The following is a 24,009-nucleotide window of genomic DNA, read 5'->3' as shown; positions in this document are numbered from 1 at the left end:
GGGCTTTTCGCCGTTTCCGCTAGTGTGCAACGCCCTGACCTGCGACACGATCCCGCGGACCAACCTCAAACCGCGATTATCTGTGGAACCCCGGCTGATGTGCCGGGACTGGCATCTGGCCCAAGACCTAACCCAGCAGACCTTCGCCAAGATGTACGCGGCCTGGTCCCGCATCCGCACCGGCACGAATCTGGAAGCGTACAGCCGCAAGGTCCTGATGAACCTGGTTTTTGACCAGAGCAAGCGGCGCAGCGCCTCCGAAGTCGTCCTGGCCGAACTGCCGGACCATGTCGGCCCGGGGAATGGAACGCCGGAGCTGCGTCTCACGCTGGTCGAGGTGCTGGCCCAGCTGAGCGTCGAGGATCAGGCGGTGCTGGTGTTGCGGCACGCCGAGGATCACAGCATCGAAACCGTCGCCATGATCCTCAATGTCTCCGTGTCGGTGGTGAAGATGCGCAACGCTCGGGCGCTGGCCCGCCTGCGCGCCATGCTCGGCGACGACTTTCGTGTCACGGATTAGGAGCCGAACCCCGTTCCGTACAGTTGCGCCACCGGTCATGAAGTTCATTCTCAACCGCGACCCGTTGCTTTCGAGCGCGTTCGTCACCGCACGGTCCTGTCCGTGGCACCAGTAGCCGCCGTGCGTCTTCGCTGAGGCATGATTCCTGGCGGCGTTGGAACACATGCTTCTCGGCATGACAAAGCGAGGCACACGGTCTGGAACTTCGGTTGCCTCTGCCGTGTACGGCGTACGCCTAACCAGGTGGGGAAGTCATCGCCACTCCCGGAGATCGGTAGCGGTCAGTCCTACCAGGGCCGTCAGGTCTCGGAGGACCTGACAGGACGGCCGTACAGCGGGAGGGGCCGCACCAGGGCGGGTGTTCGATGCCGGGGATCATGATCCGGGACCTTCCGATCATGGGCCTGACCATCGCTGTTAGCTAGTCAGGGCCACCTGACAGGGGTTCCGGTGTATGCACGTGGTTGGGGCTAGTACGCGCAGGCGTAGATGCAATCCCGGGTGATCTCCAGCGCGTTGAACCTGTCCCATTTGAGGGCGAAGCCCGGGAAGTCGTTGAGGTCGCGCTGCCTCGCCTTGCCAGTCCTGATCAGGTTGCCGGTGGCGTCGCGGTAGGCCAACCCGGTGATGCCGGCCGGGTCGCCCTTCGCGTCGACCAGGTTCAGCAGGGTCGTACTCACCCGGGTGAGTGCTCCGGATCGCCCGAGGTGGTCGCCCCGGGGCTCGGGATCGAGCTGCGGTGTCGGCGCGGTGGGTGAACTCGTGCAACGCGCCGGCCGGGTGAGGCAGGCCGAGTTCGCACCCTCAGCCGCAGCCCGCTGATCCAATTGCCGACCCGTGGGTTGAGTCCGGTCAGTTCGGCGACCTGCGCGAGATCGGTGGCGGTGCCGTCCTGTTCGAGGCCATCGGTCCACGCCTGTGCGGGCAGGGCGGCGATCGCAGCCTCGTCAGCGCCAGTGATGGTCCGCCCGAAGGTGAACGTCACCGCGCCACAGCCGCTTCAGCTGCGCGACGTGTTCGAGTAGTTCGTGGGTGGCGTCGGCGGCCTGAAGCTTTCCGATTGCCGCCACGCCGCCCCGCCCGAACATCAACGGCTTCTGGTCTGACGTGGTCCGGGCGGCAAGCGACTCCACCGCCTGTCGCATCCCGGTAATCCTGGAGGTGCGAATTCATGACTTCCTCCCGCATGGACCCCGAGGAACTAGCCGTTCAGGTCAAGGTCGCGCTGGTGCGGCAGTCGCTGGAGGATCCGGAATACCGGCGACTGGCGCTGTCGGACCCGAGGCGCGCCATTCGCGCCAACCGTTTCGTCGGCACGGCCGCCGACGAAATCTCGCACGAGCTGCGCTTCCGCGTCGTCGAGGAGACCCCGATCCTGCAGCGCCTTGGGGGTATCGATGCCGGACCAACAAGAAGGGGCGAGCCGGAAACGAGCGGCGTAGGGCTGCTCGATTTGACGGCGGCGCGGTCGATTCAGCGTAAGTCGATCTCGACTTGTTCCGCAGTGAGAAGGTCCAGCAGATATTGCAGGGAGACAGCGGTGGCCAGCCGGCGTCGGTCGTAGCCGTCCACCAGGTGTTGCCGGGCGACGTCGGAGTTGTGCCAGGTCAGCCGGAATGGTATCCGCGCGCCGAAGCCGCCGTGGAGACAGTCGTCGAGGGCGTCGAGGTTCCACCCGAAATAGCCACCGGGGCCGTTGATCGCCTCACCGATCGCGCAGTAGAACCCTTCGATGTCGGTTACGAACCGGCCGTCGAGATCATACGTGGCGCCGGCGGGCCGGTCCGGCCCTGCGGGCACACGGCCGAGAGCGATACCAGCCCAGTGGTGACGAAGTTCCCGGTCGTAGCCGGCCCACAGATTCTTCTCGGCCGGTCGGCCGGTGCGCCAGTGGCCCAGCATGTCGAGCACGCGTGTCGGGAACGGTTCCCTCGGGTCGCTGTCGATGGTGATGTCGAGAAGACCGTCACCGAGTCGCGACGGCTCGCTGGCCTGCACAGTACCGACCACCGCAGCACCGACGAGGTGCCCGGTCGAACCGTCGGCAGCGACGACATGCACCTCGGCGAGAAACCGACGGCGACGCTCAGCGGCCTTGGTCGACTGTCCGATCGCGTCGAGTGCGGTTAGCAACGCAGGTGCCGGTCGGCAACCGCGCAGCCTGACTTGTGGTACCGGCGGCGCGGCCTGGTCGCGGAACACGCCAGTGACATCGAGGCAGGTCCCGTAGCGTTCCTGGCCCCCGCCCAGGAGAACGAAGTCCGAGGTGTCGCGAGGACGTCTCACCGCGTCGGTGCGGTCATCGACATCGACGAAGCCGCTGAGATCGACATCCACGGTCCCGGGCATGCTGGTGCTGGGACGTTGACCCAGCACGATGACATCACCGAGGTACTCGCCCGACCAGACTGGCGGTGTTCCTGGCGGTGGCGAGGGCTCGGTGACGGCGACGTCGCCGAGCCAAGCCTGATCCGTACCGAGTGCCTCGGCGGGGAGCCGATTCAGTAGATCGGCGAGTGCACCCTCCGGCGCGCAACCGACAAGCGTGAAATGCTCTCGCGGTCGGGGTGGTAGATCAACGAACAGTCCCTCGATCTCCACACACCGTCCCAGCGGGAGGTCGTCGTAGCAGTCGTCCAAGCCGACCTCGCCGAGGAGCAAATAGCGGAGGCCCGCCCTTGACTCCTTTTCCGATCGCCGCTGCCCGGGCACGGGGGCTTCGGGGCCATCGATGGCTGCCACACGGTCACCCTATCGACCCCGAGTTGCGTTCAACCCGTCGGGAACGGGATGTCAGGACGGTTCCTGGCGGGATACGCGTTCTCATCGGTCCGGCGTACGCGAGTTCGACGGCGGGTCGGTGTTCATCACCGATGAGGTGGACGTGGCGGCTGCCGACGTCGAGTTGGCCACTGCGGCAGCGCAGCGGGCGCTGGACGAGGCCGACCAGGCACGACCGGCCCTGTGGGCATCCACGAAACGCGACATTGCGGAGCTGCGCCACCGGCAGGTGCTCAGACAGGCCGAAGAGGCCGGCCAAACCAATCAGCTCGTGCAGCGCGCCGCTCTGAGCGCATACCAGCGTGGACAGCTGTCAGTTGGCGAACTCAACATGATCTGGCGGCACGCTCACACTACGGCGGAATCCACGCAGAACCCCGCCGCGGTGCCGCTCGGGTGGGAGTTGCGGGTGCTCGCGTCCCGGCGACGCTACGAGCAGGCCGCGGCTGCCGCGGCACAGGCGGAGAAAGAGGCTCAGCAGACGGCCGCCACCGCCGCTGCTCCCGCCGATGACATGCGGGCCGCCGAGTTGCACCTGTCGGCGGCGCAGCGATCTGCCAACATCGGTCTGGTCGGCCTCCTACGGGCGACTTGGGCCGACCCGGTCATTCGTTGATGACGTCGTGGGCCGGCCGTATCTTACCGAGCATCTGCCTGACCGTCGGCCAGGCAGACGATCGGCCGCCTGGGACGATGACCCCATCGCGTCGCTGGTGAGCCAACCGGGCTCCGGGAAGTCGTCGAGGGGGCGCTGTTTCGCTTTTCCGGTCCGGATCAGCTTGCCGGTCGCGTCCCGGTAGGCAAGGCAGGTGTGGGCCGGGTCGCCCTTCGCGTCGACCAAGCTCAGCAGGGTCGACTCGCCCTCGCCGATCGCTGCCATGGCCCACCTCGCGTCGAGGGTCCGCACCGGCTCCGCGGTGGCGTGCACTCCCCCGGCCAGCTGCGTCACGTTCGGGCCGTCGGCCAGCTCGCGGATGCGACCGAGTTCCTCCGCGAGTGCCGCAGCGTCGGGCGACTAGCTAGGCCGCACCCCGGTGTTCGGGGCGTACCGGACCTCGACCAGGCGGACCCGGCCCGTGCGGCGGAAGACGGCGTCGCTGGTCGCGGCGTCGAGTACGCCGTCGGCGAAGGTGGTCGTGACGCCGTCGGCGAGGTGGACGACGACCATGGGCGGTTCAGCCTGCTCGAACGGCACCGGCGCACCGGTGTCCTCGGCTGCCCGGAGCCGGTCCCGGCGGTAGAGCACCGGCACCTGGCAGAAGGTGAACGCGAGCGCCCCGGCAGGCACCGCGAGGGTGCGCCGCCGGCCACCGGGGTCCAGGTACCCGAACGTGCCGGCGCTGGTGGCCCATTCGGCGGGTTCGAGCAGCGGCTCGACGAACCCGAGGCTGCCGTCGCGTACCTGCAGCCCGAGTTCGCCGAACCGGGCGAGGATCGACTCCTTGACCTGCCCGGTCATACCCGGTTGACGGGCGCCGCCGCCGGCCGGGGTGTGGGAGTGCGGATCGGCCGGGAAAGCGCCGTACTCGCCGGGGCTGCGGGTGAAGCCCAGCCCGGCGCGTACGTCGTGGTAGTGCCGCGCCAGCCCCTGGATCACGTCGGCGGGGGCGCCCTCGCGGACGGCATCACGGTAGCTGCCGAGCACCGCATACTGCAGCTTGGCGACCATGTGCCAGTAGACGCTGCCCAAGCCTTCGTACCCGAAGAACGACCCGGATCGGCCGGTGTAGGCGTCGTGCCGGAACACCTGCTCGTACTGGTCGAGCAGGTGTTCGCCGTCGCGGGCGACCGCGGCCGACCAGCGCGGGCTCGCGGCGAGTTCGGCGAGCGCGTCCCGGACCGCCCCGGCATTGGCCATGCCCCCGGCGAAGTGGTAGGCCCCCTGCACGTCGCGGACGACGACGCTGCGCTCGCCAGCGTCGGCGAGTTCGGCCAGCAGCGGGCAGTCCAGCGCGGCGGACGCCGGCAGCTGGTTGCGCTCGACGAAGCCGGGCAGCTCGCGGTCCGGGTAGAGCTGGTAGGTATCGCGGTCCGGGCGGTAGAGGTCGCTGGCGCGCAGGGCCCGCAGCATCTGCAGGGACTCGGCGGGCGAGAGCAGCCCGGCAGCGAGAACCGCCACCTGTCCCTCAAGCATCAGCGGCAGGCGCCGTACGGTCGCGACCGGGTCACCGGAGGCCGCGTCGGTGCCGGGCTGCAGCAGGTTGTACGCGTGGTAGAGGCCGTCCGGCCGTCGGTTGGCGCGCAGGCTGGCTTCGACGGCGACGGTGGCGGCGTCGACGAGCGCCGCGATCCGCGCCGCGGAGACGGCAGTCGTCGTGCCGTCCGGCCCGGCGTACACCCGTGCCCGGAAGGCGGCCCCCGCACGGCCCAGGCTGTCCATCACCCGGCGCCGGGCGCGGTCGTCATCCGTGGTGGTGGCGTCGCGGGAGGTCAGCACCGGCAGGATCGCATCGAGCAGGTCGGCGATCTCGCCGCTGAGCGGCACGTCCTGCGCACCGGCCGGCGAGGGCGCGCCCGCGGGGAGACCGAGCAGGTCCGGCAGGGCAGCGAGGTAGGCGCGCAACTGGGCCAGGGTGACGACCGAGGCACCGACACCGACCAGGGCGTTGTTGGCGTCGTTCCACTCGGGGCGCTGGGTGTTCATCCAGATCCCGGCTCCGGGCACCAGGTTGACCAGCTTGGCGAGCAGCAGGGTGAGCAGTTTCTCGACGCCTGTGACGCGCACCAGGTCGCCGTCCGGGCCGGCGAGCAGCCGTCCGTCGGCGCCCTCGTCGCGCGTGCGGCGTTCGCATGCCTCGTCCCCCTCGGTGTCGAAGTCGATGGTCGAGCGCGGATCGGCGAGGATCTGCTCGTAGCCGCGGATCCGGTACGGCACATCCGCGTGCGTGAAGATCCGGCGGCGCAGCAGCGCGGCCACCCGCTCGGGGTGGAACCGTTGCGCCGACCGCAGCAGCGCCAGCAGGTAGACGATCTGGTGATCGCTCCAGTACCCGATGTTGGCCCAGGGGTCGTCGGGTTCCGGGCGTTCCCAGTCCAGGCCGGACCGGGAGATGCGGTACGGGTTGTAGCCGTCGGCTGTGGTCGCGGACAGGAAGATGGCGACCATCGCCTCCAGGTACTCCGGGAAGGACCAGCCCAGCGCCTCCCAGTTCTGGAAGATGTCGCGCCAGTTGCCCTGGAAGTCCGGGCGCGGCACGCCGTCGCGCTGCGGGGCGATCTCGAAGATGTTCCACGGCCGGCTGGGGTCGCCGTGCCGGCGTCCCCAGGACAGCGGCAGGTACTCGGTGAGCAGCCGGGCCAGGTCCGGGTCGTCGGTGCCGGCCGCCAGTGTGTGCAGGTCCGCGGGGGTCAGCACGTCGGGCAGCCCGGCCAGGACACCGGCGCGGCGCCGGGCGGTCCGCGGGCTGCGCTGTGTGACGAACCCGCGCACGTCGTCGGCGCGGATCAGGTACCCCTCGGCGAAGACGCCGCCACGCATGGCATTGAACAGTACGTTCGCCAGATGGTGGGTGCAGGCCGGGTGGCTGCCGGTGAGCTGGCCGGCGTCGGCGCGGGAGAGCAGGTCCGCCAGCTGACGGCGTCCCGACTCCAGATCGGCGCGTACGTCGGCGGCCAGCCGCTGCGGGTCGCGCAGCCGTTCGCGCAGGGCCACCACGTCGGCGGCGTCCCGGCCGGCGTCGACGACGACCTGCCAACGCGTCTCCTCGCCGCCGGACAGGACCAGGTCCTGGTGCAGCAGGTAGGTGCCGCGGACGGCGCGCGTCTGCGGCACCGGCACCGGCACCCGCCCGGCGCGTACGTCGTCGAGGGCCTCGGGGTGCAGCAGCACGGTGGCCTCGGGCGCCCCGAGCCGCCAGGCGACCGTGGCGAGCAGCGCCTCGCTCGGTTCGGCGCGGTCGGTCAGACCGGACCCCATCCAGTACGTGGCCAGGCCGGTCGACGGGTCGACCCAGGAGCGCTTGTAGGCGTCGGCGAGCACGCTGAGGTTGGACTGGATGTGCACGGTCACGCCGGCCGGGAGCAGGTTCTGCACGCCGTCGAGAACGGTGAGGCGGTGGGTGCGGGCGTCCAGGGCGGCGATCCGGGTCTCCCGTACGATCCCGAACGCCCCCGACGTGCGCCAGACTTCGCAGAACCGCAGGCCGAGGTCCTCACGGACCTCCTCCAGCACGACGACGCTGCTCAGCGCGTCCTTGAGGACGGCCCGGCGGACCCGGTCGTCGGTACGCCCGTGCGGGCTGAGTGGCTCCCAGCGAAACGGCCGTCCGTCCGCGTGGTGCCCGCGCACCACGGTGACGCCCCCGGTGACGGCCGCGGTGTCCGCCAGCTTGTCCTCGGTGACGTACGGGAAGACCGCGTTGTCCGGCCGGTTGCGGCCCGCGGTGATACCTCCCGGGGTCGAAAGGTACAACCAGACGTCGTGCGCGCCTACGACCGGCATGAGGAAGGGCGCCATCTGCTGGACGCCGTCGATCCGGTCCAGGACCACGTCGTCGAGTTCTGGGCCGGTCGCGCGCGGGCCGGGTCCGTTGTCCGGGGTGGTGGGGCGGACGCTCGGCTCGGTGATGGACATGGGGGCCTCCCTCGGCGCAGCGCCCGCGTCCCGCCGTCTGCCGACGTGTACAGAGAGCGCTCTCTCCTCGACGTGCGCTAGCAGCGCGTCGGGTGACTACTTTGACGAGAGAGCGCTCTCTCGTCAAGTGATCATGCCGCACCACGCGGTAGCTCCACGACGAATCCGCAGGCCGGGATCGGAACTCGAATCTGAAGGCGCGGTCCTCGCCGTACCGCTGGACGGGCTCTTCGATCGCTGGGAGAGCGCCGAGACGGACCGTGCAGGTCAAGCTTGAGCTGACGTTCGCCCCGGACGTCACCGCCGAGATCGACGACTCCTGGACCGCTGCTCGCAGCGGTGAGTTCGCCGCCGGGGACCTGGCCGAGGCCGAGGATCTTGTCATGGCCTTGACCGGGGCAAAGCCACTGCGCAGCCGGATCGAACTTGTGAATCCGAACTGAACCGCGGTGGGCCGGGGTTCCCGCGCAGTCGCCGATGAACCCGGAGGTCGCCGACGCACCGGCGGCGATCGCGCCGGTCCAGCTGTCGTTGGTGACGGTGTGCCGGCCCTCGTCGCCGCCGCTCCAGCTATCGACGACGGCGAACCGCACTGTCGAGGCGCTCGTCGGCAGAGCGGTGAGGATCAGGGTCGCGACGAGGTGCCGACCGCCGCAAGCGCGGCGGCCGGTCTCGATTTCCTCAGGCGGTACAGGAGGGGGTGGCGGTGGGCCCGGTGCCGGTGCCCTGGAAGCCGAACTCGGTGTAGCCGCCGGCCGGGACCTGGCCGTTGTAGCTGACGTTGCGGAAGGTCACCTGGCCGGTGGTGCCGGTGTTCGTGGCGTTCCAGGCGCTGGTCACCGCACCGCCGGACGGGATGGTGACGCCGACGGTCCAGCCGTTGAGCATCCCGGATCCGGCGGTCACCCGGATGGTGGCGGTGTAGCCGCCGTTCCACGAGTTGAGCGTCACGCGGGCGCTGCAACCACCGGGAGCCGGCGACTGCGAGGAGGCGGAGGGCGAGGGTGAGCCGGGTGTCGTCGGGCCGCCCGCGTTCAGTGCGTTGAGGACTGCGGTGTACGCGGCCTTCTTGTTGCCGTTGCCGTCGAACAGCAGCGGGTTCGCGCCGGTACGCCAGGATTCAGGGTCGCGCAGGCCCCAGACGGTGATGCCGGTGCAGCGGGCCACGGCCATGCAGGCTCGGGTGACCGAGGCGTAGATGTTGGCCTGGTTACCGCCCTGCTGGACGTCGAGTTCGGTGATCTGGACGTCGACGCCGAGGTCGGCGAACCGCTGGATGTTCTGCTGGTAGGTGGAGTCCAGCGTGGTGCCCAGGTGGGACTGCAGTCCGACGCAGTCGATCGGCACACCGCGGGACTTGAAGTCACGGACCATGTTGTAGATGCCGGTGGACTTCGCGTTGATGCCGTCGGTGTTGTAGTCGTTGTAACAGAGCTTGGCGCCCGGGTCGGCGGCCCGTGCGGCGCGGAAGGCGGCCTCGATCCAGTCGTTGCCGGTGCGCTGCAGGTTGGAGTCACGGCGGCCGCCGCTGCCACCATCGGCGAACGCCTCGTTCACCACGTCCCAGGAGTGAATCTTCCCGCGGAAGTGGGTGGCGACCTGGGTGACGTGGTTGATCGCGGCGTTGCGTAGTGCGCTGCCGGACAATCCCTGCGCCCAGGAGGGCTGCTGGGCGTGCCAGAGCAGGGTGTGGCCGCGTACGGTCATGCCCCGGCTCTGGGCGTGGCTGACCAGCCGGTCGCCGTTGGTGAAGTTGAAGCGGCCCTGCTGCGGTTCGGTGGCGTCCCACTTCATGTCGTTCTCGGCGACGATCGAGTTGAACTCGCGGTTGAGGATCGTCATGTAGTTCGTGTCGGAGAGCCGGAACGCACTGGTGGCGACACCGAAGTAGCGGCCGGTCTGTGCGGCCGAGGCGCCGAGCGTGGTGGCCGCCTCGGCGGAGCCGGTCACCGCGACTCCGGCGGCGACGAGGACGGTGGCGAGGGCTCCGGAGAGCAGGGCGAAGCGCCCGTTTCTGGGGATGCGCATGGCGAACGGAACCTTTCCGGAGTTATCGGCGGAGCGTGAGCAGGCCGGGACGGTAGGGCAGCAGACCGTAGTCGCCTCCGGAACTGGGGGAACGTCCCTGGTAGAGCAGCTGCAGGTTGCAGGGGTCGATGGTCATGGTCTGGTCGGCGCTGGTCCGCAGGAGTTCACCGTGGCTGATGTCGTTGGTCCACGTGGCGCCGCTGTTGGCCTTGCCCGCGAACGGGCTGTTATAGGTCGCCGCGTTCGGCGTCCAGGTACCGCTCAGGCTGGTCGCCGTGAACGAGCGGAAATAGCGCTCCCAGGAGCTTGTCCTGGCCTCGACGATCATCAGGTACTGGTTGCGGCCCTGCACCTTGTAGACCTGCGGCGCCTCGAACAGGTTCTCCGAGGTGTCGCTCATGATCGTCGTGTAGTTGGAGCCGAAGCTGCCCGGGAAGTTCCCGATCGGCATGATCTGACGGTAGATCCTGCCGTTGTCGCCGGCGAAGAACAGGTACATGTTCTGGTCGTCGCCGATGATCGTCTGGTCGATCACGCCGGTGCTGGAGTCGGTGATCTTCGCGGTCGACAGGGTCTGCGGGGCCGACCAGCCGTTGGCGTTGGCCGGGTTGGTCGACGTGCGGTACGAGAACGACGTCGGGCCCCACTGGTGGGCGAGGATCCAGATGTTCTTCGGCGCGAAGTAGAACAGCGACGGCGCGACGGTGCCCTGGTTCATGGTGTTCTGGGTGGCCGAGCCGAGCTGGTTGAGGTTGTCGACGAGACTGAAGTTCATCGAACCCCAGCCGCCGGTGGCGCTGCTGCTGTGGGTGGTGGCGTACACCAGTTGCTTGCCCTGGTAGGGGGCGATGGTGAAGTCCTTGAGAGAAGCCCAGCCGGACTTCGGCTGCGCCAGCGGGCCGGTCGACGACCAGCGGTAGGACGACGGCAGTGTGCACGACGTCGGCGGCGGGGGTGAGGACGACGGCGGGTTGGACGGCGGTGTCGAGGGGGTGGTGCCGCCGGTGCAGGCCACGCCGTTGAGGCTGAACCCGGCCGGCACCGGGTTGCTGCCGGTCTGCGAGCCGTTGAACCCGAACGAGACGCTGCCGTTGGTGGCAATCGCCGCGTTGTAGCTGACGTTGCGGGCCGTCACGGCGGCGCCGGACTGGGTGACGGTCGCGTTCCAGGCCTGGGTCACCTGCTGGCCGGCACTGTAGGACCAGGTCAGCGTCCACCCGCTGATGGCGTCGCCGAGGTTGGTGATGGTCACGGCGGCGCCGAAGCCACCGCCCCACTGCGACGAGATCGCGTAATTCACCGAGCATCCGGCGGCCGCGGAGGCGGGCAACGTCACCGCGGCAGCAGCCGAGCCGGCCAGCAGGACGCCACTGACAGCGGCGGCTCTGAATTTGCGCATGCTTCTCTCCTGACGGGGATCGCGGCTGAATGACCTTGGGGCAGATCACCTGGGGGGATTACACAACCGCTGACCGCAGGCTACGGGAGCGCTCCCAATCATTTCAAGGAATCAATGCCGCCGATTGGACGCCAGCACCCGGCACAACATTTAGGAGGGTGCCGAAACAAGACCTCTGAAAACTGTTACGCGGGCCGTTGCCTTGCGGTCGGCCGGTGCGGCAAGCGGCCGCCCGCGACGGTCGCCTGGGGCACTCACGTCCGGCACATCGCCGGCGCCCCGACTTCGATGCAATCCGCTGCGTAACACTTTTTCCGTGCCCAATTCTTCAGGGCCTTCCCATTGATGCTTTGGGAGCGCTCCCGTAACCTGCCGAAAACAACTGTTTGCGGTAAAAGATATTGACTGCCGTGCACGCCCTCCGGCCATCCCCTCAGGAGAGAACCATGATGTCGAGAAGAGCCAGGGTCGGCCTGGTGCCGGCCGGTGCCGCCCTGCTGGCCTCATCGGCGGTCGCCGTGGCCATGCCGGCCGATGCCGCGGCGACCGGTTGCGCGGTGAAATACGCCGTGTCGTCGCAGTGGCAGGGCGGGTTCAACGCCGACGTGTCCATCACCAACCTGGGCGATCCCCTGTCCGGCTGGACCCTGACCTGGTCGTCCGGTGCCGGGCAGACGGTCGCGCAGGCGTGGAACGCCACCGTGACGCAGAGCGGCGCGGCGGTGACGGCGAAGAACGTGAGCTACAACGGCGCCGTCGCGACCAACGGCACCGTGTCGTTCGGCTTCACCGGCTCATGGACCGGCAGCAACCCCGTACCGGCGAGCTTCGCCCTCAACGGCGTCGTCTGCACCGGCGGCACCACCCCCTCGACACCGCCGTCCAACCCGCCGTCGTCCTCACCCCCGCCGCCGACCTCGTGCACGCTGCCCTCGTCCTACCGCTGGACGTCGACGGGCCCGCTGGCCGAACCCAGGTCGGGGTGGCTGTCACTGAAGGACTTCACCAACGTCGTCCACAACGGCAAGCACCTGGTCTACGCCTCGAATGTCTCCAGTTCCGGGTACGGCTCCATGAACTTCACCCCGTTCACGAACTGGTCCGACATGGCATCGACCGGGCAGAACGCGATGAGCCAGGGCACCGTGGCGCCCACCCTGTTCTACTTCGCGCCGAAGAACGTCTGGATCCTGGCGTACCAGTGGGGTCCGACCTCGTTCAGCTACAAGACCTCGAGCGACCCCACCAACGCCAACGGCTGGTCCGCGCCGCAGACCCTGTCGACCGCCTCCATCGCCGACGCCCCGTACGGCGTGATCGACCAGACGGTGATCGGTGACGGCCAGAACATGTACCTGTTCTTCGCCGGCGACAACGGCAGGATCTACCGCCAGAGCATGCCGATCGGCAACTTCCCGGGCAGCTTCGGCTCCTCGTACACCCAGATCATGAGCGACACCCGGGAGAACCTGTTCGAGGGCGTCGAGGTCTACAAGGTCGCCGGCCAGAACCAGTACCTGATGCTGGTCGAGGCGATCGGTAGCCAGGGACGCTACTTCCGCTCGTTCACCGCCACCAGCCTCGGCGGAACGTGGACCCCCAACGCCGCCACCGAGAGCAACCCGTTCGCGGGCAAGGCCAACGCCGGTGCCACCTGGACCAACGACATCAGCCACGGTGACCTGGTCCGCAACAATCCGGACCAGACCAAGACCGTCGACCCGTGCAACCTGGAGCTGCTCTACCAGGGCAAGAACCCCAGCGTGAACGTCCCCTACGACCAGCTGCCCTGGCGGCCGGCCCTACTGACCAGGCAACGCTGATGGCCCGCCGCGTCCGCAACTCCCTGATCACAGCCGTCGTCGCGGTCACCGCCGCCGTCCTGGCCCTCGGAGCTGCCCCGGCCCAGGCCGCCGTCGGTGGATCGGGCCCGTACCCGGCCGACTACGAGACCTCGGCCGGGCTGCCCAACCACACCATCTACCGCCCGCAGAACCTGCCGGCTGAGCGTCTGCCCGTCTTCGTCTGGGGCAACGGCGGCTGCTCGGGCAACGGCCTGTCGCAGCAGAACTTCCTACGCGAGATCGCCTCGCACGGCTTCCTGGCAATCGCCAACGGCGCCCCGAACGGCTCCGGCTCCACGACGGCCCAGCAGCTCACCCAGTCCATCGACTGGGCCGTCGCGGAGAACTCCCGGCCGGGCGGCAAGTACTACGACAGGCTCGACACAAGCCGGATCGCCGCCGGCGGCTTCTCCTGCGGCGGGCTGGAGGCGTACGCCGTCTCCGGCGACCCGCGAGTCACCACGACCACCATCTTCAGCAGCGGCCTGCTCAACGACGCCGACGACTACCAGCTCCGGAGGCTGACCAAGCCGATCGCGTACTTCATCGGCGGGCCCGGCGACATCGCGTACCCGAATGCGATGGACGATTGGACCAAACTTCCCGCCGGGTTGCCTGCCTTCATGGGCAACCTGAACGTCGGCCACGGCGGCACCTACGACCAGGTCAACGGCGGCGAGTTCGCCCGTGTGGCGGTCCTCTACCTCAAATGGCGGCTCAAGGGCGACACCACCGCGGGCGGCAATTTCGTCGGCGCGAACTGTGACCTGTGCGGCACACAATGGCAGGTCCGGCAGAAGAACCTGACCCTCGACGGCGGCACACCGACGACCCCGCCGCCGTCGGCCTGCTCCGCGGCGTACTCGGTGCAGGACCAGTGGAACGGTGGTTTCGTCGCCTCGGTGACCGTGACCGCCGGGACCGCCGCGGTGAACGGCTGGCGGGTCGCCCTGGGCCTGCCGGGCGGGGCGTCGATCAGTTCGCTCTGGAACGCCGTCGCCACCGGCACCAACATTGTCACGAACGCTAGCTACAACGGCCGGCTGTCACCCGGCCAGAGCACCACCTTCGGTTTCCAGGGCACCGGAACCGGCGGCGGCGCCACGGTCACCTGCACCGCGAGCTGAGGCTGATGGCCGGGGGCACCCGTCTCGGGCGCCCCCGACCGCACCTCGACCAGCGTCGTGAGCCCCGACCGAGGGCGCGCTTCGCCGCAACCCGGCACGCGGCACCGGCCTGCGCAAACGCGCGTGAAAGCCGTACGTCACCGCCTTGCGGTAATGCAGCACCAGGGCCAGCTCAGGACCACCCATGCCGCGATTTTGCCAGGCCCCGAACAATCGTTTCCGAGCCCATGGTGCCGAGATCGATGAGGCGCCGCCCGCCGAGGGCGGATGACCCCGGCCTCCGGGAAGCGAGGGCGCACGGTCGGCGGCAGGAGAGGGCGTTCGGCTGCGGATCGATTTGCGATCATGAGTTCGTGTTGAATCATGACGAGGCCGTCAACTACCTGAACAGCTTCGACGGCATCGACCCTGAGGTCCTGCAACCGGAACTCTTGTCTGACGGATCCTGGCTGCTCGAGCGGCGAGAGTTCTGGGCGAGCCTGCTGTACGACGGAGCTGATGAGGAACTCCTCGATGCCTTGTTCGGCGGCGAGCAGGGCGTCTTCGACCAGATGAACGACCTGTGGAAAGAAATCGAGCAGACGGGTAAGTGGCCGGTCTTAAAGCTCGGAACTCAAGCCGGAGACTTCGCGTTGGCGATCTGGTACGTGATCGACGAGACGGAGGGTCACGACTTCCTGGTCCTGCCCGGAGACGGCCGTTGCATCTCTGTGGCAGCTGTCGCGGCACACTCCTACGGACCTGGGCTGTCTTGGCCGGAGGCGCAGAGGCTGATCGAACGGGGCAGCTTGGGGTCACCGGCGCAGCGCCTGCTGCTGCTGGTGCGCGCCTTGGGGGACGGCGATTCTATGGCTGGCATGGTGGAGCAGGTGGCTGACGCACTCCTGGCCGTCGGGAATGCCGCGTGTCCCCGCGAGACGGCTGTGGCTGCCGCTCGACAACTGCTCGAAGACCGCGGGGGGAGCTGGTCCATGCACGGTGATGTACTGGTTTGCGACAACGAAAGTGCGGTTCGGCAGTTGGGTGGGCTTCCGCCGGAAGATCTGCTCAGAGTTACACGGGCACTTCAGTAAAGAAAGGGCGGCTAACCTCCGCCGCCGCCGAAGGCGCTGCTGAACCTCCGATTCTTGACCACAACCTCTCATCGGCATGGTCGCGCCGTTGACCACGCCTACGTTCCGGAGGCTGACGCCGGCGTCGAGCATGGTGGTGACGAGGGTGTGCCGCAGCATGTGCGGGTGCATCTTCGGGATCCGCAGCTCGGCTGTTTTGGCCAGATGCTTGAGCCGTCGGGTCGCCGCGAGCCGGTCCATCCGGGTGCCGCGGGCGTTTCGGAGTATCGGGCCGGCGTCACGTTCGTCGACGGCACGGTCGATCGCTCGGGCCACCGCCGGTGGTAGCGGCACCAGGACGACCTTGCCGCCTTTGCCGCGGACCTTGAGAACGCGGTGGCCGTGCTCTTCGCGAGATCGACGATGTTGGCGCCGCACGCTTCGAAGATCCGCAGTCCGAGCAGGCCAAGCATGGCGACCAGCGCGAAGTCGTTGATGTCGGCCGACACTCGGGTTGTGGTGATCATCGCCTCGAACTGGAGATGGCTGAGGCCGAGGGTGGGTGACTCGGGCGGGACCAGTGGCCGGCGGCCGTAGTCGGCGGATGAGTGCGGCAGGATCTCGTCGATGACGCAGACGCGGTAGAAGCCGATCACGCCTCTCCCTGCTCCGCGCCGGCAGGTTGGGCCCGGACGATCAGGGGAAGGAACGGCGGAGGGTGCCCACCGGGGGATTGTAGGCGCCCTCTCCGCCCGGGGGGTGGTCAGATCTGGCGGAACACGGCTTGGGTCGGCGGGCTGCGGAGTGCCCGCTCCGGGCGGCCACGATGGGTGTCACCGGCCCGGATTAGAGTGCGATCATGACCGACGCCTCCATACACCTCGTCGCCCAGCCTCGTCTCGACACGCTCGTGACGGAGTTCCACGCCGACGCTCAACGGCTGCGCACCGACTTCGCAGGGACGGCCTGGATCGGTGACATCCCCGACCCGGTATCCGGGATGATGGGACCGAACTACCAGCGGCGCGTTGTCGACTCGCAGTTGTTTCTGCCTGACACCCACTGGTACACCGTCCGCGAGCTCGACGACGCCGAGATCCAGATTGCCGTCGGCCTGCTCCAGGTGCCGGGCACCAAGCAGGGCTCACAAGGGCTGGTCGGCGCGATCGCGGACCCACGTGCGGATTTTTTCGAGCACCCGGAACACGAAGACCGGGTCGGCATCTGCCTGACGCTGCGGGGCCAGATCTGGTCCAACGTCGGCCTGTCATATCGAATCACCGTACTGTGCCGGCCGGAGGCCTTCATCAGTAGCGCACCTGCGTGATGCGAGGGCCGCACTGATCTCGGCACCAGCGTGCGTGTCGGCTCGCCATCCGGCCACCGCGAGCGCTTGGCGGCAGAATGGTGAACGGCGCGAACTGACCCTCCAGCGCGTGCCAGTCGCTGTGGGCGGAACCGACGAGGTGCCGGGGCAGGGCTGTTCAAGGCGTCCGCGACGAACGGGTAGAGCCTTTCCCCTGGATACCCGGTCCGCATCAACCGCGACCACGGTTAGGTTCGCTGACGTGATCATGAATGTGCTGGCTCTGGCGTTGGCCGCGTTTCTCATCGGTGGCGGCGTATGGACGCTGGTGACCGACACGCCTATCGTGCTGAAGGGTTCCAGGTCGGCTTGGCGTACCCAGCAGGAGGCGATCTCGTTCTGCCTCACGTTCGGCGGCGCCATCTTGACCGGAGCGCTGGTGGACATCGCTCGCACGGCAGGGTGGATCGGCCCCAGCGTCGCGCTATTGCTCCTCGGCGTGCCGGTGACGCTACTCCTTGTCGCGTTCATCGCGTTCCGTCCGCGCCGGCGCGTTACGGCCCATTAGCCGAAGCAGCCGACGGAGCGCAGCAACAGGGACCCATGTTCTCGCGACAGCGCAAAGTGTTTCCGTGCCTTTACTTGTCACTCATCTTGAGCGCCGACTCGGACAAATATCCATTAGCCGGTTGGATTTTTCAGTGAGTTTTTCCTGCCCGTCCTGGACTACCTGTGGTCGAGATGCGTAGATTCTCGCCAAACGGTACTTCGCGGCGACGTTGTGGCATTACCCGCGGACTTGGTCATCAACTCCCGTTCACTGCCCAGTACATGGCCTTGCCGGTATACGTCGATGACGAATTCCAGTCGGTTGTGATCGAAACGGCCAGGATGTTGCGATCGTATGGCTTGTTCCGGTCACTTCCGGCGAGGCCAAGTTCATCGCCGATTACGGCCGGCAACGCTTCGAGCAACTGCTCAGCGAGCAAGACCCGGACCTGATGGATGGAGATAGACCATCGATTGCGTGACTCCCTTTCACGGGATCCTCCACTCCAGCGGCATCGCCGCAGGCAGTAGCAGTTGGTTTCCGCCGCCAAGGGCGGCATTCCAACGCACTCACATCGGTAGATCAGTGCTCGCCCTGGCGAAGGCCGGCGCTAGACATCGTGGGCTGATACGGCTTCGATCGAAGGCGGAGTGCTGCGCAGATCAGCACGGCGAACTGGTGTTCACCGGGGATTGAAAAGGCTGCGAACGCGACTCGCGGTAGGAGAGCGCACGGTGAGCCCCGGCGTTTCCGCGTCGCCATCCGGTGGAATTGGTGACGGCCCTCGTTCCGGTGTCAGTCGTGGGGAGCGATGGTCAGGTAATGGGCCAGGTAGGTCAGTGCCTCCGGAGTGAGTTCCGTGGTCGGCTGCCGGTTGCGGATCGCCTGGATCAGCGTTCCTTCGATCAGGAACCGGTAGACGAAACTCTCGACGCTCGGCGCACACCAGTACAGCTCGGCGATCTCTCCGTCCTGCCGGTACCTGAGTTCCCATTCGGTGGTGTAGTCCCGGCTCGAGCAGACGACGGCATACTGTCCGTCGCGGTGCAGGTAGAGGTACCAGACGATGCAACTCTGCTGGTCACGGAAGAACAGCACCATGCGGTCGTCCGGGTGGGCCGGGCTTGGTACCGGGCCGGCCACGTCCGTCCAGGAGCAGTCGCCGACCCGGTCCAGGCAGCGGTGCAGGTGCGCCCGGGTGATGAGCGCGACGAAGTCGGCAGGCAGGGTGAGGCCGTCGTCGGCCAGTTTCGCGGCGATCGGGTCGGTCACCGCGGTGCGGTGGTCGAGCGGTCCGCCGATGTCGCCGAACCAGGCGAAGTCACCGGTGAACGATTCCTCGTCCAGCGCCGGGACGCTGTCCAGAGGGTAGGCCTGGAACCAGGCGAAATGCTGTTCCTCCTCGTCGAACGGCCGGTACGGGCCTAGACCGCCGCCGGCCCAGAACGCCGGCAGGCATACCGCATGGGGACCGTCGCCGATCGTGCGGAAGCCGGTCTCCGGATGCGCCGAGGCGGGCTCGGGAAGCAGCCGGCCGACCGGTCCCGGCGGCAGGTCCGGCAGCAGCACGTCCGGCCGGCCCAACTCGTCGGCGGGCGGCACGTAGCCGGGTTCCTCCTCTGGGCGGGGTGCGGCGGGCACGCAGACCCGGAACTCGTAGGTGCGCCGGTCCTCGGGCCACCGGGCGTCGATCGTCTGCGCCGCAGCCGTGCAGTCGGGGCAGTCGTCGGCGCGGCCGCCCCACATGCCGAACTGAGAGCCCTCCATGTCCGGTTTCTCAAGACCGCACAGCGTGGCGTTACGCAGGGCGTACGCGTGCCGGCCCGCGTCGGGCAGCATGTCGGACCATGCCGCCTCCCAGCGCAGATCCCAGCAAGCGTACGGAAACCGCAACACCTCGTAGTCGACGGTGCCGACCTGGGTCACCGCGTGGCACCACGTGCAGATCCAGATCTCCCGGCACCAGCGGGACGGCGGCAGATCCCACCGGGCCATCGGCGACTCGCAGACGTCACAACGCATGCCGGGATCCTGCCACGGGGGTGCGACAGGAATCCGAGCTCGTGCTCCTGCCGCCATGAACCCCGACCCGTCCACTCTCGGCGTATTGCATGAGGAGCGTGAATGTCATCGCCTGCCGCCCGATCAGCGACATGACAATGCGCCGCAGACTGCAGCGTCAGGCAGGATGATCTGGTGGACGCCGAAAGCGCGAAACGCGTCATCCTCATCGACGATCTGCGTTCGTTCACCGATGGCCGTAACGCTGATGTAGCCCGGACGGGCGCTTCGGGACTCGCCCTTCTGCACGCGCACCGCGGCAAGCGCATCGACGAGTTGTGGCTCGACCACGATCTGGGCGAGAACGACACGATCTGGCCCGTCGTTGAGGTCCTGGAACACGCGGCTTTCGAGGGGCACCCGCTCAACATCGGCATCGTCTACATCCACTCCGCCAATCCATCTGGCGCGGCGAAGATGGCCCAGGCACTACGACGATGGGGCTACCCCGTCCGCCTCGCATCCGGATCGGCAGCCGTCGGTTACGTCTCCACATAACCGCACCTCGCCACCGAGATGGTGACGACTCGAAGTGCGAGGACGATCAAGAGCAACGTCATGAAAGCACAACGCTGGTCGCGGCAGGCCGTAGACGGCAGCCAGGCCCGGATGGGCGCTCAGCTGTAGCCGCCGCCGCTCGCCGGCCGCAGAGCCGGGACGAAGCGTGCACCGGCCCATGTTGAGCGCGCGCAGCGTGACGACCACGCTGAGCGTCGCGCCCGATCGGCGGCAGATCCGGGCGCCATCGACAACCCACGAACGGCAAGCAGCGGCCCAAGAACCGCCGGTAAAGTCCACGACGTGGAGTTGCGCGACGCGCTGCGGCGCCGGCTGGTCACGCCCGAGCAGCGGACCGCGATCGATGCCGCGATCCTCCGGATCGAGCAAGTCGTCGACCGCGGTGAGGACGCCACCGCCGCGATCGAGTCTCTCAACGAGACAACCGGCCACAGCTTCGCGGCCGAAGACTTCGGCCATCACTGCGGAACACCCAACCGCGCAGAACTACTCGAATGGGCGTGCGCACCACCACCGGCTCGCCTCCCTGACATCACCCGCGACGAGTTGATCGAAATCGTGCGCCGCATCCTCGCCGACCCGACCGACAACTGGTACATCACCGCGTTCCACATCAACACCGTGATGCCCGGAGCGATCGACCTGATCTTCTACCCGCCATCCGAACTGGAAGACGCCACGCCAGAGGAAATCGTCGACGCCGCACTGACCTACCACCCGATCGCCCTGTAGCCGAGCCACCGCCCCAAACCGGACACCGGCGTCACCCCGTCGAAACCACTCCACACCAGACCCGGTCACCGAGAGCCTGTCGACGTCCACAAGATCGCTGATACCACCGCCAGGCAACCCCAGCACGCCCTGTCCACGGCAGATCAGGGCCTCCGTTGGGACGCGTAGCCGCATTCGCTGCTACTTTCCGCCCGTGGACGAGGACAGATTCTGGACGCTGATCGAGGAGTGCCGCCGGGAGAGCGGAAACGACACTGAGTTCGCTGCCCGTGTCCTGTTTCGCCGCCTCCGCAAGTTCGACGCGGCCACGGTCATCGCCTTCGCCCAACTCTGGGAACAAGCGGTGTCAAGCCTGTACTCGTGGCCGGTGACCGACGCGGCGTGCCTGTTGCTCGGCCCGGTCGAGGAAGACGACCTGCGTCACATCCTGGACTGGATCATTTCGTACGGTCGCACGGTGGTCGAGCGGACAGCGCGGGATCCGGACAGCCTCGCGGATCTCGCGGCCGACGCGGGCAACGCCCGCGCCGACTGGTTCAGGGGGTTCATCACCGAGGCGTATATCGTCGTGAGTGGAAGCTGGCCGCTCGGCTACGCCCCTGAGGGGCCGGAGGACCTGTTCGGCGATCGCACAGATCTCGACGATCCCACCGCGGTCCATCGCCGGTTCCCACGCCTGGCCACATTCCGGCGTGGTCACCCGGAACTCGGGACACCGGAGCTTCGCTGACCAGGACCGGCGTTCGTCAACTCACTGCGAGGTTCTTGGTGAAGAACTCGTCGAGTTTGTCGAAGGGGATGCGGTCCTTGCGGTCGTACAGGTCGTGGTCCGCGCCCGGGACGATCAGCAGGTCGATGGTGCCGGGCACTCTTCCGGACGTCCTCGGAGTAGTAGCGGGAGTGAGCGCCGGCGCCGGCCACCAGCAGCGCTTTGCGGGGCGCCAGCAGGTCGATGTTGGTCATCAGCGGGAAGCCGAAGAACGACCTAGGCGTGGTCGCGGTCCAGGCGGTGTTGGAGTTGATCGAGCGCGGGTGGTAGCCGCGTTCGGTGCGGTAGTAGCCGAAGAACGCGGCCGTGACCGGGTCGGCGTCGGTTGGGAGGGTCTTGGGCAGGACCGTGTCGGTGGGGGCGACGTTGCCGGCCGCGTCGAACGGGACCTCGTGGGAGAGCCGCGCGTAGGTGCCCTTCTCAGCGTCGATCCAGCGCTGGCGGCCGAGGTGGTTCACAACCTTCTGGCACTGCTCGCGGCTGTAGAAGTGGTCCGTACCGTTAGTTTGTCTCGGTGATCCTCACCGACGCCGCTGTGCAGGGCTGGCGCACCGTCCGCCGCTACGCGGTGCCCGCCCCGATGATCCACCGGGCGACCGAGCGCCGCCTTGCCGGCGACTGGCGGGGGGCCTGCTCCGCCGCCGACGTCGCGGTTGATCTCGACCTCTCTGAGATCAACCGCCGCTTCGGTACGGCTACCGCCGACCGCATCGAGGAGGATCTCCGGCACTTCGCCCCCGACCTGCTGCGCTGGCACCTGCCCCGGCGGCCGAGCACCGGCCACACCGCCCTGTCGCCACGGCGCCTCTCGGTCCTCGACCACTACGACGACGACCTGATCCTCGCCGTCGGCAGCCCTCGTACCGGCTACGGCCGTCAGCAGTTGCGACTCTTCCTCTCCTCCGAGCCGCTGCAGACGTCGCAACCGCCGAACGCCTACAGCGGCTACCACACCCGCGAGCCGTGCACGTGGCACATGGCCGTGGACGGCGATCTGCCCCGCCACGTCTGGGACGCCCGCCACACCGGCGAACTGCTGACCTGGTACGGCCTCGAACCCGCGCCTCATGACCATCTCGTCTGGGGCTTGCACGACACGGAACGCTTCCTGCGCGCGTGGGCCGAGCTGGGAGTCGACATCCCGGAGCGGAAGGTAAAAATCAATCCACACATGGCGCTCGGCTACTGGTACCGGCTGCCGGAGATCGTCCGCACGGTTCGCGAAGCCGTCGCCACCACCCCGGGCCGGATCGTCGCCGGCTGGAAAGACCGTTCCTATCTGTCGTTCACCCCGGCCGGGGACGGACGGCTCGCCATGAACTTCTACGTCTACGACCCGCGCGACGCCTACATCCCTCTGGAACGTCTCGGCCTGCCGCTGGACGCCCTGCTGATCCAACTCGGGCTCCTGGACCCGGACCACCTGCACCCCCTGATCCACGCCGCGCTGTTCCCGTCCGCCACCGAGCCCCCGGCCGGGCCACCGCGTCCCGGCCACCTCTCGACGGGCCCGGTGCGGGTGCGGTGCGGCGGCGTCTGGCACGAGATCCGCCGCCGTCAGGACGGGCGAGTCCAGATTCCACACAGCGAGCAGGAGGAACAGCGCGAGACCACTCTGGTCGCGCTCGGTGGCAGCCGCAGCGGCTGCTTCGCCGTCAAGACCGCCATGGAGAACGGTCCCGCCGGACTGCCCCGTCAACGGGGGGCCGACTCCGACTTCCCCGATCCATGGGCACCCGCGCCGGTGACGCAGACCGTCCCCTCACCCCCGGCCAGACCCGCCCGTCAGGCCCGGCTCCCCCGCCGCCTCCGCGAGCAGCGCCGCGAACTGATGCGACTCGCGCTGCACGGCGACACCGAAGGCGTGATGTCGCTGCTCGACGCCGGTGTCTCCGCACACACGCGCGACCACCGGGGTCGCACCCTGCTCCACTTCATGGCACACCTACGGGATCTCACCATGCTGGAACGCCTGCTCACCGAGGGCCTCGACATCGAAGGCGCCGACGTGGCCGGGGTGACCCCACTGGTCGCCGCCGCCTACGGGATGGGTGACATCGCGTTGATCCGCGCCCTGATCACGGCCGGCGCCCGCCTGGACGTGACCTCGGAACGCACCGGCGAACCGGTCACGGCCTGGCTGGAGAAGGCCCGGCCGGAGGTCTTCACCGCGATCAGCGACCTCGAAGACTCCGAGGCCGCCGCCGCTCGGCGCGGCTGGTGGCACGAGACGGAGAAATGGGACCGTGACCTTGCCGAGTGGCTCGGCCGCAATCCTTGACCATCTGCTCACCAGGATTCACTCGGTCCCAAAGTCCGTGAGGCACGCTCATGAGCGCCACTGAGCAAGATCGTCGGGTATGACACAGCGGGCGGGGAGACCGCCCGGCAGCGGTGTTGAGGAGTTCGAGCATGACCGTCTCGTGCTGCCCCTACGGGTGGAACAGGTGGAAATCAGTCGTTTTTGTCGCTTTGGCTCAGCGCATTATTGAATTCGTCATGAAGGTTGACTGGGATAGCGTCGGCAAGTGCCTGTTGAAATTGGGTACCCGAGAGGTTCGGCCTTTCCTGCCGGAGTTGGTCAAGGGTGATGGTGGGCCAGACGCCGGTGCTTGTGTGCCAAGCCTCTGCCGCGTGGAGCAGGGTGGTGACGGCGGCGCCGTCACGGCGCGGATCCGTTCCGCCGGGAGCACCCCGTTGCGCAGCAGGAAGTCCGCGTCCTCGGCCGGCCAGCGCGGCACCGGCCGG

At 68.0% G+C, this 24,009-nt stretch carries 22 protein-coding genes and 1 pseudogene; 13 read left to right on the top strand and 10 right to left on the bottom strand.

Annotated elements, in window-relative coordinates:
* A partial coding sequence (locus tag AB0I88_RS37185; RefSeq protein WP_361036082.1) for a sigma-70 family RNA polymerase sigma factor occupies positions 1-520 on the top strand: 520 nt, incomplete at its 5' end.
* Positions 521-990: 470 nt separating this feature from the next.
* Here the strand turns inward: AB0I88_RS37185 and AB0I88_RS37180 are convergent.
* The 3 genes from AB0I88_RS37180 to AB0I88_RS37170 form a co-directional block, all read right to left on the bottom strand.
* Positions 991-1,200 (bottom strand): hypothetical protein, encoded by a 210-nt coding sequence (locus AB0I88_RS37180; protein WP_361036079.1) that lies wholly within the window; start codon positions 1,198-1,200, stop codon positions 991-993.
* A 267-nt stretch (positions 1,201-1,467) separates the two neighbouring features.
* The gene (locus tag AB0I88_RS37175) at positions 1,468-1,665 is read right to left on the bottom strand and encodes a hypothetical protein (RefSeq protein ID WP_361036076.1); all 198 of its coding nucleotides are present in this window, start codon (positions 1,663-1,665) and stop codon (positions 1,468-1,470) included.
* 328 nt (positions 1,666-1,993) lie between these two features.
* Positions 1,994-3,262: a barstar family protein gene (locus AB0I88_RS37170; RefSeq protein ID WP_361036073.1), complete on the bottom strand. Its 1,269-nt coding sequence runs from the start codon at positions 3,260-3,262 to the stop codon at positions 1,994-1,996.
* A gap of 118 nt (positions 3,263-3,380) precedes the next feature.
* Here AB0I88_RS37170 and AB0I88_RS37165 point away from each other — a divergent pair, with 118 nt between their 5' ends.
* On the top strand, positions 3,381-3,917 hold the full coding sequence (locus AB0I88_RS37165) for a hypothetical protein (protein ID WP_361036070.1): 537 nt from the start codon (positions 3,381-3,383) through the stop codon (positions 3,915-3,917).
* A 399-nt stretch (positions 3,918-4,316) separates the two neighbouring features.
* On the opposite strand, the gene AB0I88_RS37160 is transcribed toward AB0I88_RS37165, so the two are convergent.
* Positions 4,317-7,874: a hypothetical protein gene (locus AB0I88_RS37160; protein ID WP_361036067.1), complete on the bottom strand. Its 3,558-nt coding sequence runs from the start codon at positions 7,872-7,874 to the stop codon at positions 4,317-4,319.
* Positions 7,875-8,134: 260 nt separating this feature from the next.
* Here AB0I88_RS37160 and AB0I88_RS37155 point away from each other — a divergent pair, with 260 nt between their 5' ends.
* Complete coding sequence (locus tag AB0I88_RS37155; RefSeq protein ID WP_361036065.1) at positions 8,135-8,317, top strand: hypothetical protein; 183 nt, start codon at positions 8,135-8,137, stop codon at positions 8,315-8,317.
* Positions 8,318-8,555: 238 nt separating this feature from the next.
* On the opposite strand, the gene AB0I88_RS37150 is transcribed toward AB0I88_RS37155, so the two are convergent.
* Together AB0I88_RS37150 and AB0I88_RS37145 are read right to left on the bottom strand one after the other, a co-directional pair.
* Complete coding sequence (locus AB0I88_RS37150) at positions 8,556-9,902, bottom strand: endo-1,4-beta-xylanase (RefSeq protein ID WP_361036062.1); 1,347 nt, start codon at positions 9,900-9,902, stop codon at positions 8,556-8,558.
* A 22-nt stretch (positions 9,903-9,924) separates the two neighbouring features.
* The gene (locus tag AB0I88_RS37145; RefSeq protein ID WP_361036059.1) at positions 9,925-11,301 is read right to left on the bottom strand and encodes a non-reducing end alpha-L-arabinofuranosidase family hydrolase; all 1,377 of its coding nucleotides are present in this window, start codon (positions 11,299-11,301) and stop codon (positions 9,925-9,927) included.
* Between the two features lie 446 nt (positions 11,302-11,747).
* Between AB0I88_RS37145 and AB0I88_RS37140 the strand changes: the two genes are divergently transcribed.
* The 3 genes from AB0I88_RS37140 to AB0I88_RS37130 all read left to right on the top strand — a co-directional run bounded on the left by AB0I88_RS37140 (position 11,748) and on the right by AB0I88_RS37130 (position 15,345).
* Positions 11,748-13,124 (top strand): non-reducing end alpha-L-arabinofuranosidase family hydrolase, encoded by a 1,377-nt coding sequence (locus tag AB0I88_RS37140; RefSeq protein WP_361036056.1) that lies wholly within the window; start codon positions 11,748-11,750, stop codon positions 13,122-13,124.
* Positions 13,124-14,272 (top strand): cellulose binding domain-containing protein, encoded by a 1,149-nt coding sequence (locus tag AB0I88_RS37135; protein WP_361036053.1) that lies wholly within the window; start codon positions 13,124-13,126, stop codon positions 14,270-14,272. Before AB0I88_RS37140 ends, AB0I88_RS37135 begins: the two co-directional genes overlap by 1 nt.
* A gap of 353 nt (positions 14,273-14,625) precedes the next feature.
* Positions 14,626-15,345 carry a hypothetical protein gene (locus AB0I88_RS37130; RefSeq protein WP_361036091.1) on the top strand — a complete coding sequence of 240 codons (720 nt, stop codon included), beginning with the start codon at positions 14,626-14,628 and terminating at the stop codon, positions 15,343-15,345.
* Positions 15,346-15,504: 159 nt separating this feature from the next.
* Here AB0I88_RS37130 and AB0I88_RS37125 read toward each other — a convergent pair.
* Positions 15,505-15,678, bottom strand: a pseudogene (locus AB0I88_RS37125) (hypothetical protein); the annotation flags it as partial.
* 505 nt (positions 15,679-16,183) lie between these two features.
* Between AB0I88_RS37125 and AB0I88_RS37120 the strand changes: the two are divergent.
* The 3 genes from AB0I88_RS37120 to AB0I88_RS37110 all read left to right on the top strand — a co-directional run bounded on the left by AB0I88_RS37120 (position 16,184) and on the right by AB0I88_RS37110 (position 17,661).
* Positions 16,184-16,651 carry a hypothetical protein gene (locus AB0I88_RS37120; protein WP_361036050.1) on the top strand — a complete coding sequence of 156 codons (468 nt, stop codon included), beginning with the start codon at positions 16,184-16,186 and terminating at the stop codon, positions 16,649-16,651.
* A gap of 241 nt (positions 16,652-16,892) precedes the next feature.
* Positions 16,893-17,198 carry a hypothetical protein gene (locus tag AB0I88_RS37115; RefSeq protein WP_361036047.1) on the top strand — a complete coding sequence of 102 codons (306 nt, stop codon included), beginning with the start codon at positions 16,893-16,895 and terminating at the stop codon, positions 17,196-17,198.
* A gap of 292 nt (positions 17,199-17,490) precedes the next feature.
* The gene (locus AB0I88_RS37110; protein WP_361036088.1) at positions 17,491-17,661 is read left to right on the top strand and encodes a suppressor of fused domain protein; all 171 of its coding nucleotides are present in this window, start codon (positions 17,491-17,493) and stop codon (positions 17,659-17,661) included.
* 314 nt (positions 17,662-17,975) lie between these two features.
* On the opposite strand, the gene AB0I88_RS37105 is transcribed toward AB0I88_RS37110, so the two are convergent.
* Positions 17,976-19,202, bottom strand: coding sequence for a hypothetical protein (locus tag AB0I88_RS37105; protein WP_361036044.1), 1,227 nt, complete (start codon positions 19,200-19,202; stop codon positions 17,976-17,978).
* 171 nt (positions 19,203-19,373) lie between these two features.
* Here AB0I88_RS37105 and AB0I88_RS37100 point away from each other — a divergent pair, with 171 nt between their 5' ends.
* From AB0I88_RS37100 to AB0I88_RS37090, 3 genes are all read left to right on the top strand, one after another.
* Complete coding sequence (locus AB0I88_RS37100; RefSeq protein ID WP_361036085.1) at positions 19,374-19,739, top strand: cyclic-phosphate processing receiver domain-containing protein; 366 nt, start codon at positions 19,374-19,376, stop codon at positions 19,737-19,739.
* A gap of 303 nt (positions 19,740-20,042) precedes the next feature.
* Positions 20,043-20,492 carry a hypothetical protein gene (locus AB0I88_RS37095; protein ID WP_361036041.1) on the top strand — a complete coding sequence of 150 codons (450 nt, stop codon included), beginning with the start codon at positions 20,043-20,045 and terminating at the stop codon, positions 20,490-20,492.
* Between the two features lie 193 nt (positions 20,493-20,685).
* Positions 20,686-21,222, top strand: coding sequence for a DUF4240 domain-containing protein (locus AB0I88_RS37090; RefSeq protein ID WP_361036038.1), 537 nt, complete (start codon positions 20,686-20,688; stop codon positions 21,220-21,222).
* Positions 21,223-21,238: 16 nt separating this feature from the next.
* Here the strand turns inward: AB0I88_RS37090 and AB0I88_RS37085 are convergent, their stop codons facing one another.
* Complete coding sequence (locus tag AB0I88_RS37085; RefSeq protein ID WP_361036035.1) at positions 21,239-21,361, bottom strand: hypothetical protein; 123 nt, start codon at positions 21,359-21,361, stop codon at positions 21,239-21,241.
* Between the two features lie 414 nt (positions 21,362-21,775).
* On the opposite strand from AB0I88_RS37085, the gene AB0I88_RS37080 reads away from it, so the two are divergent.
* Complete coding sequence (locus AB0I88_RS37080) at positions 21,776-23,542, top strand: ankyrin repeat domain-containing protein (RefSeq protein ID WP_361036032.1); 1,767 nt, start codon at positions 21,776-21,778, stop codon at positions 23,540-23,542.
* A 173-nt stretch (positions 23,543-23,715) separates the two neighbouring features.
* On the opposite strand, the gene AB0I88_RS37075 is transcribed toward AB0I88_RS37080, so the two are convergent.
* The coding region (locus AB0I88_RS37075; RefSeq protein ID WP_361036029.1) for a hypothetical protein at positions 23,716-24,009 on the bottom strand (294 nt) is incomplete at its 5' end.

Source organism: Actinoplanes sp. NPDC049802, from assembly GCF_040656595.1.
Taxonomy (GTDB): Bacteria; Actinomycetota; Actinomycetes; order Mycobacteriales; family Micromonosporaceae; genus Actinoplanes.
The sequence above is the reverse complement of the archived record's forward strand: the minus strand, read 5'-3'. Positions and strand labels throughout refer to the sequence as shown.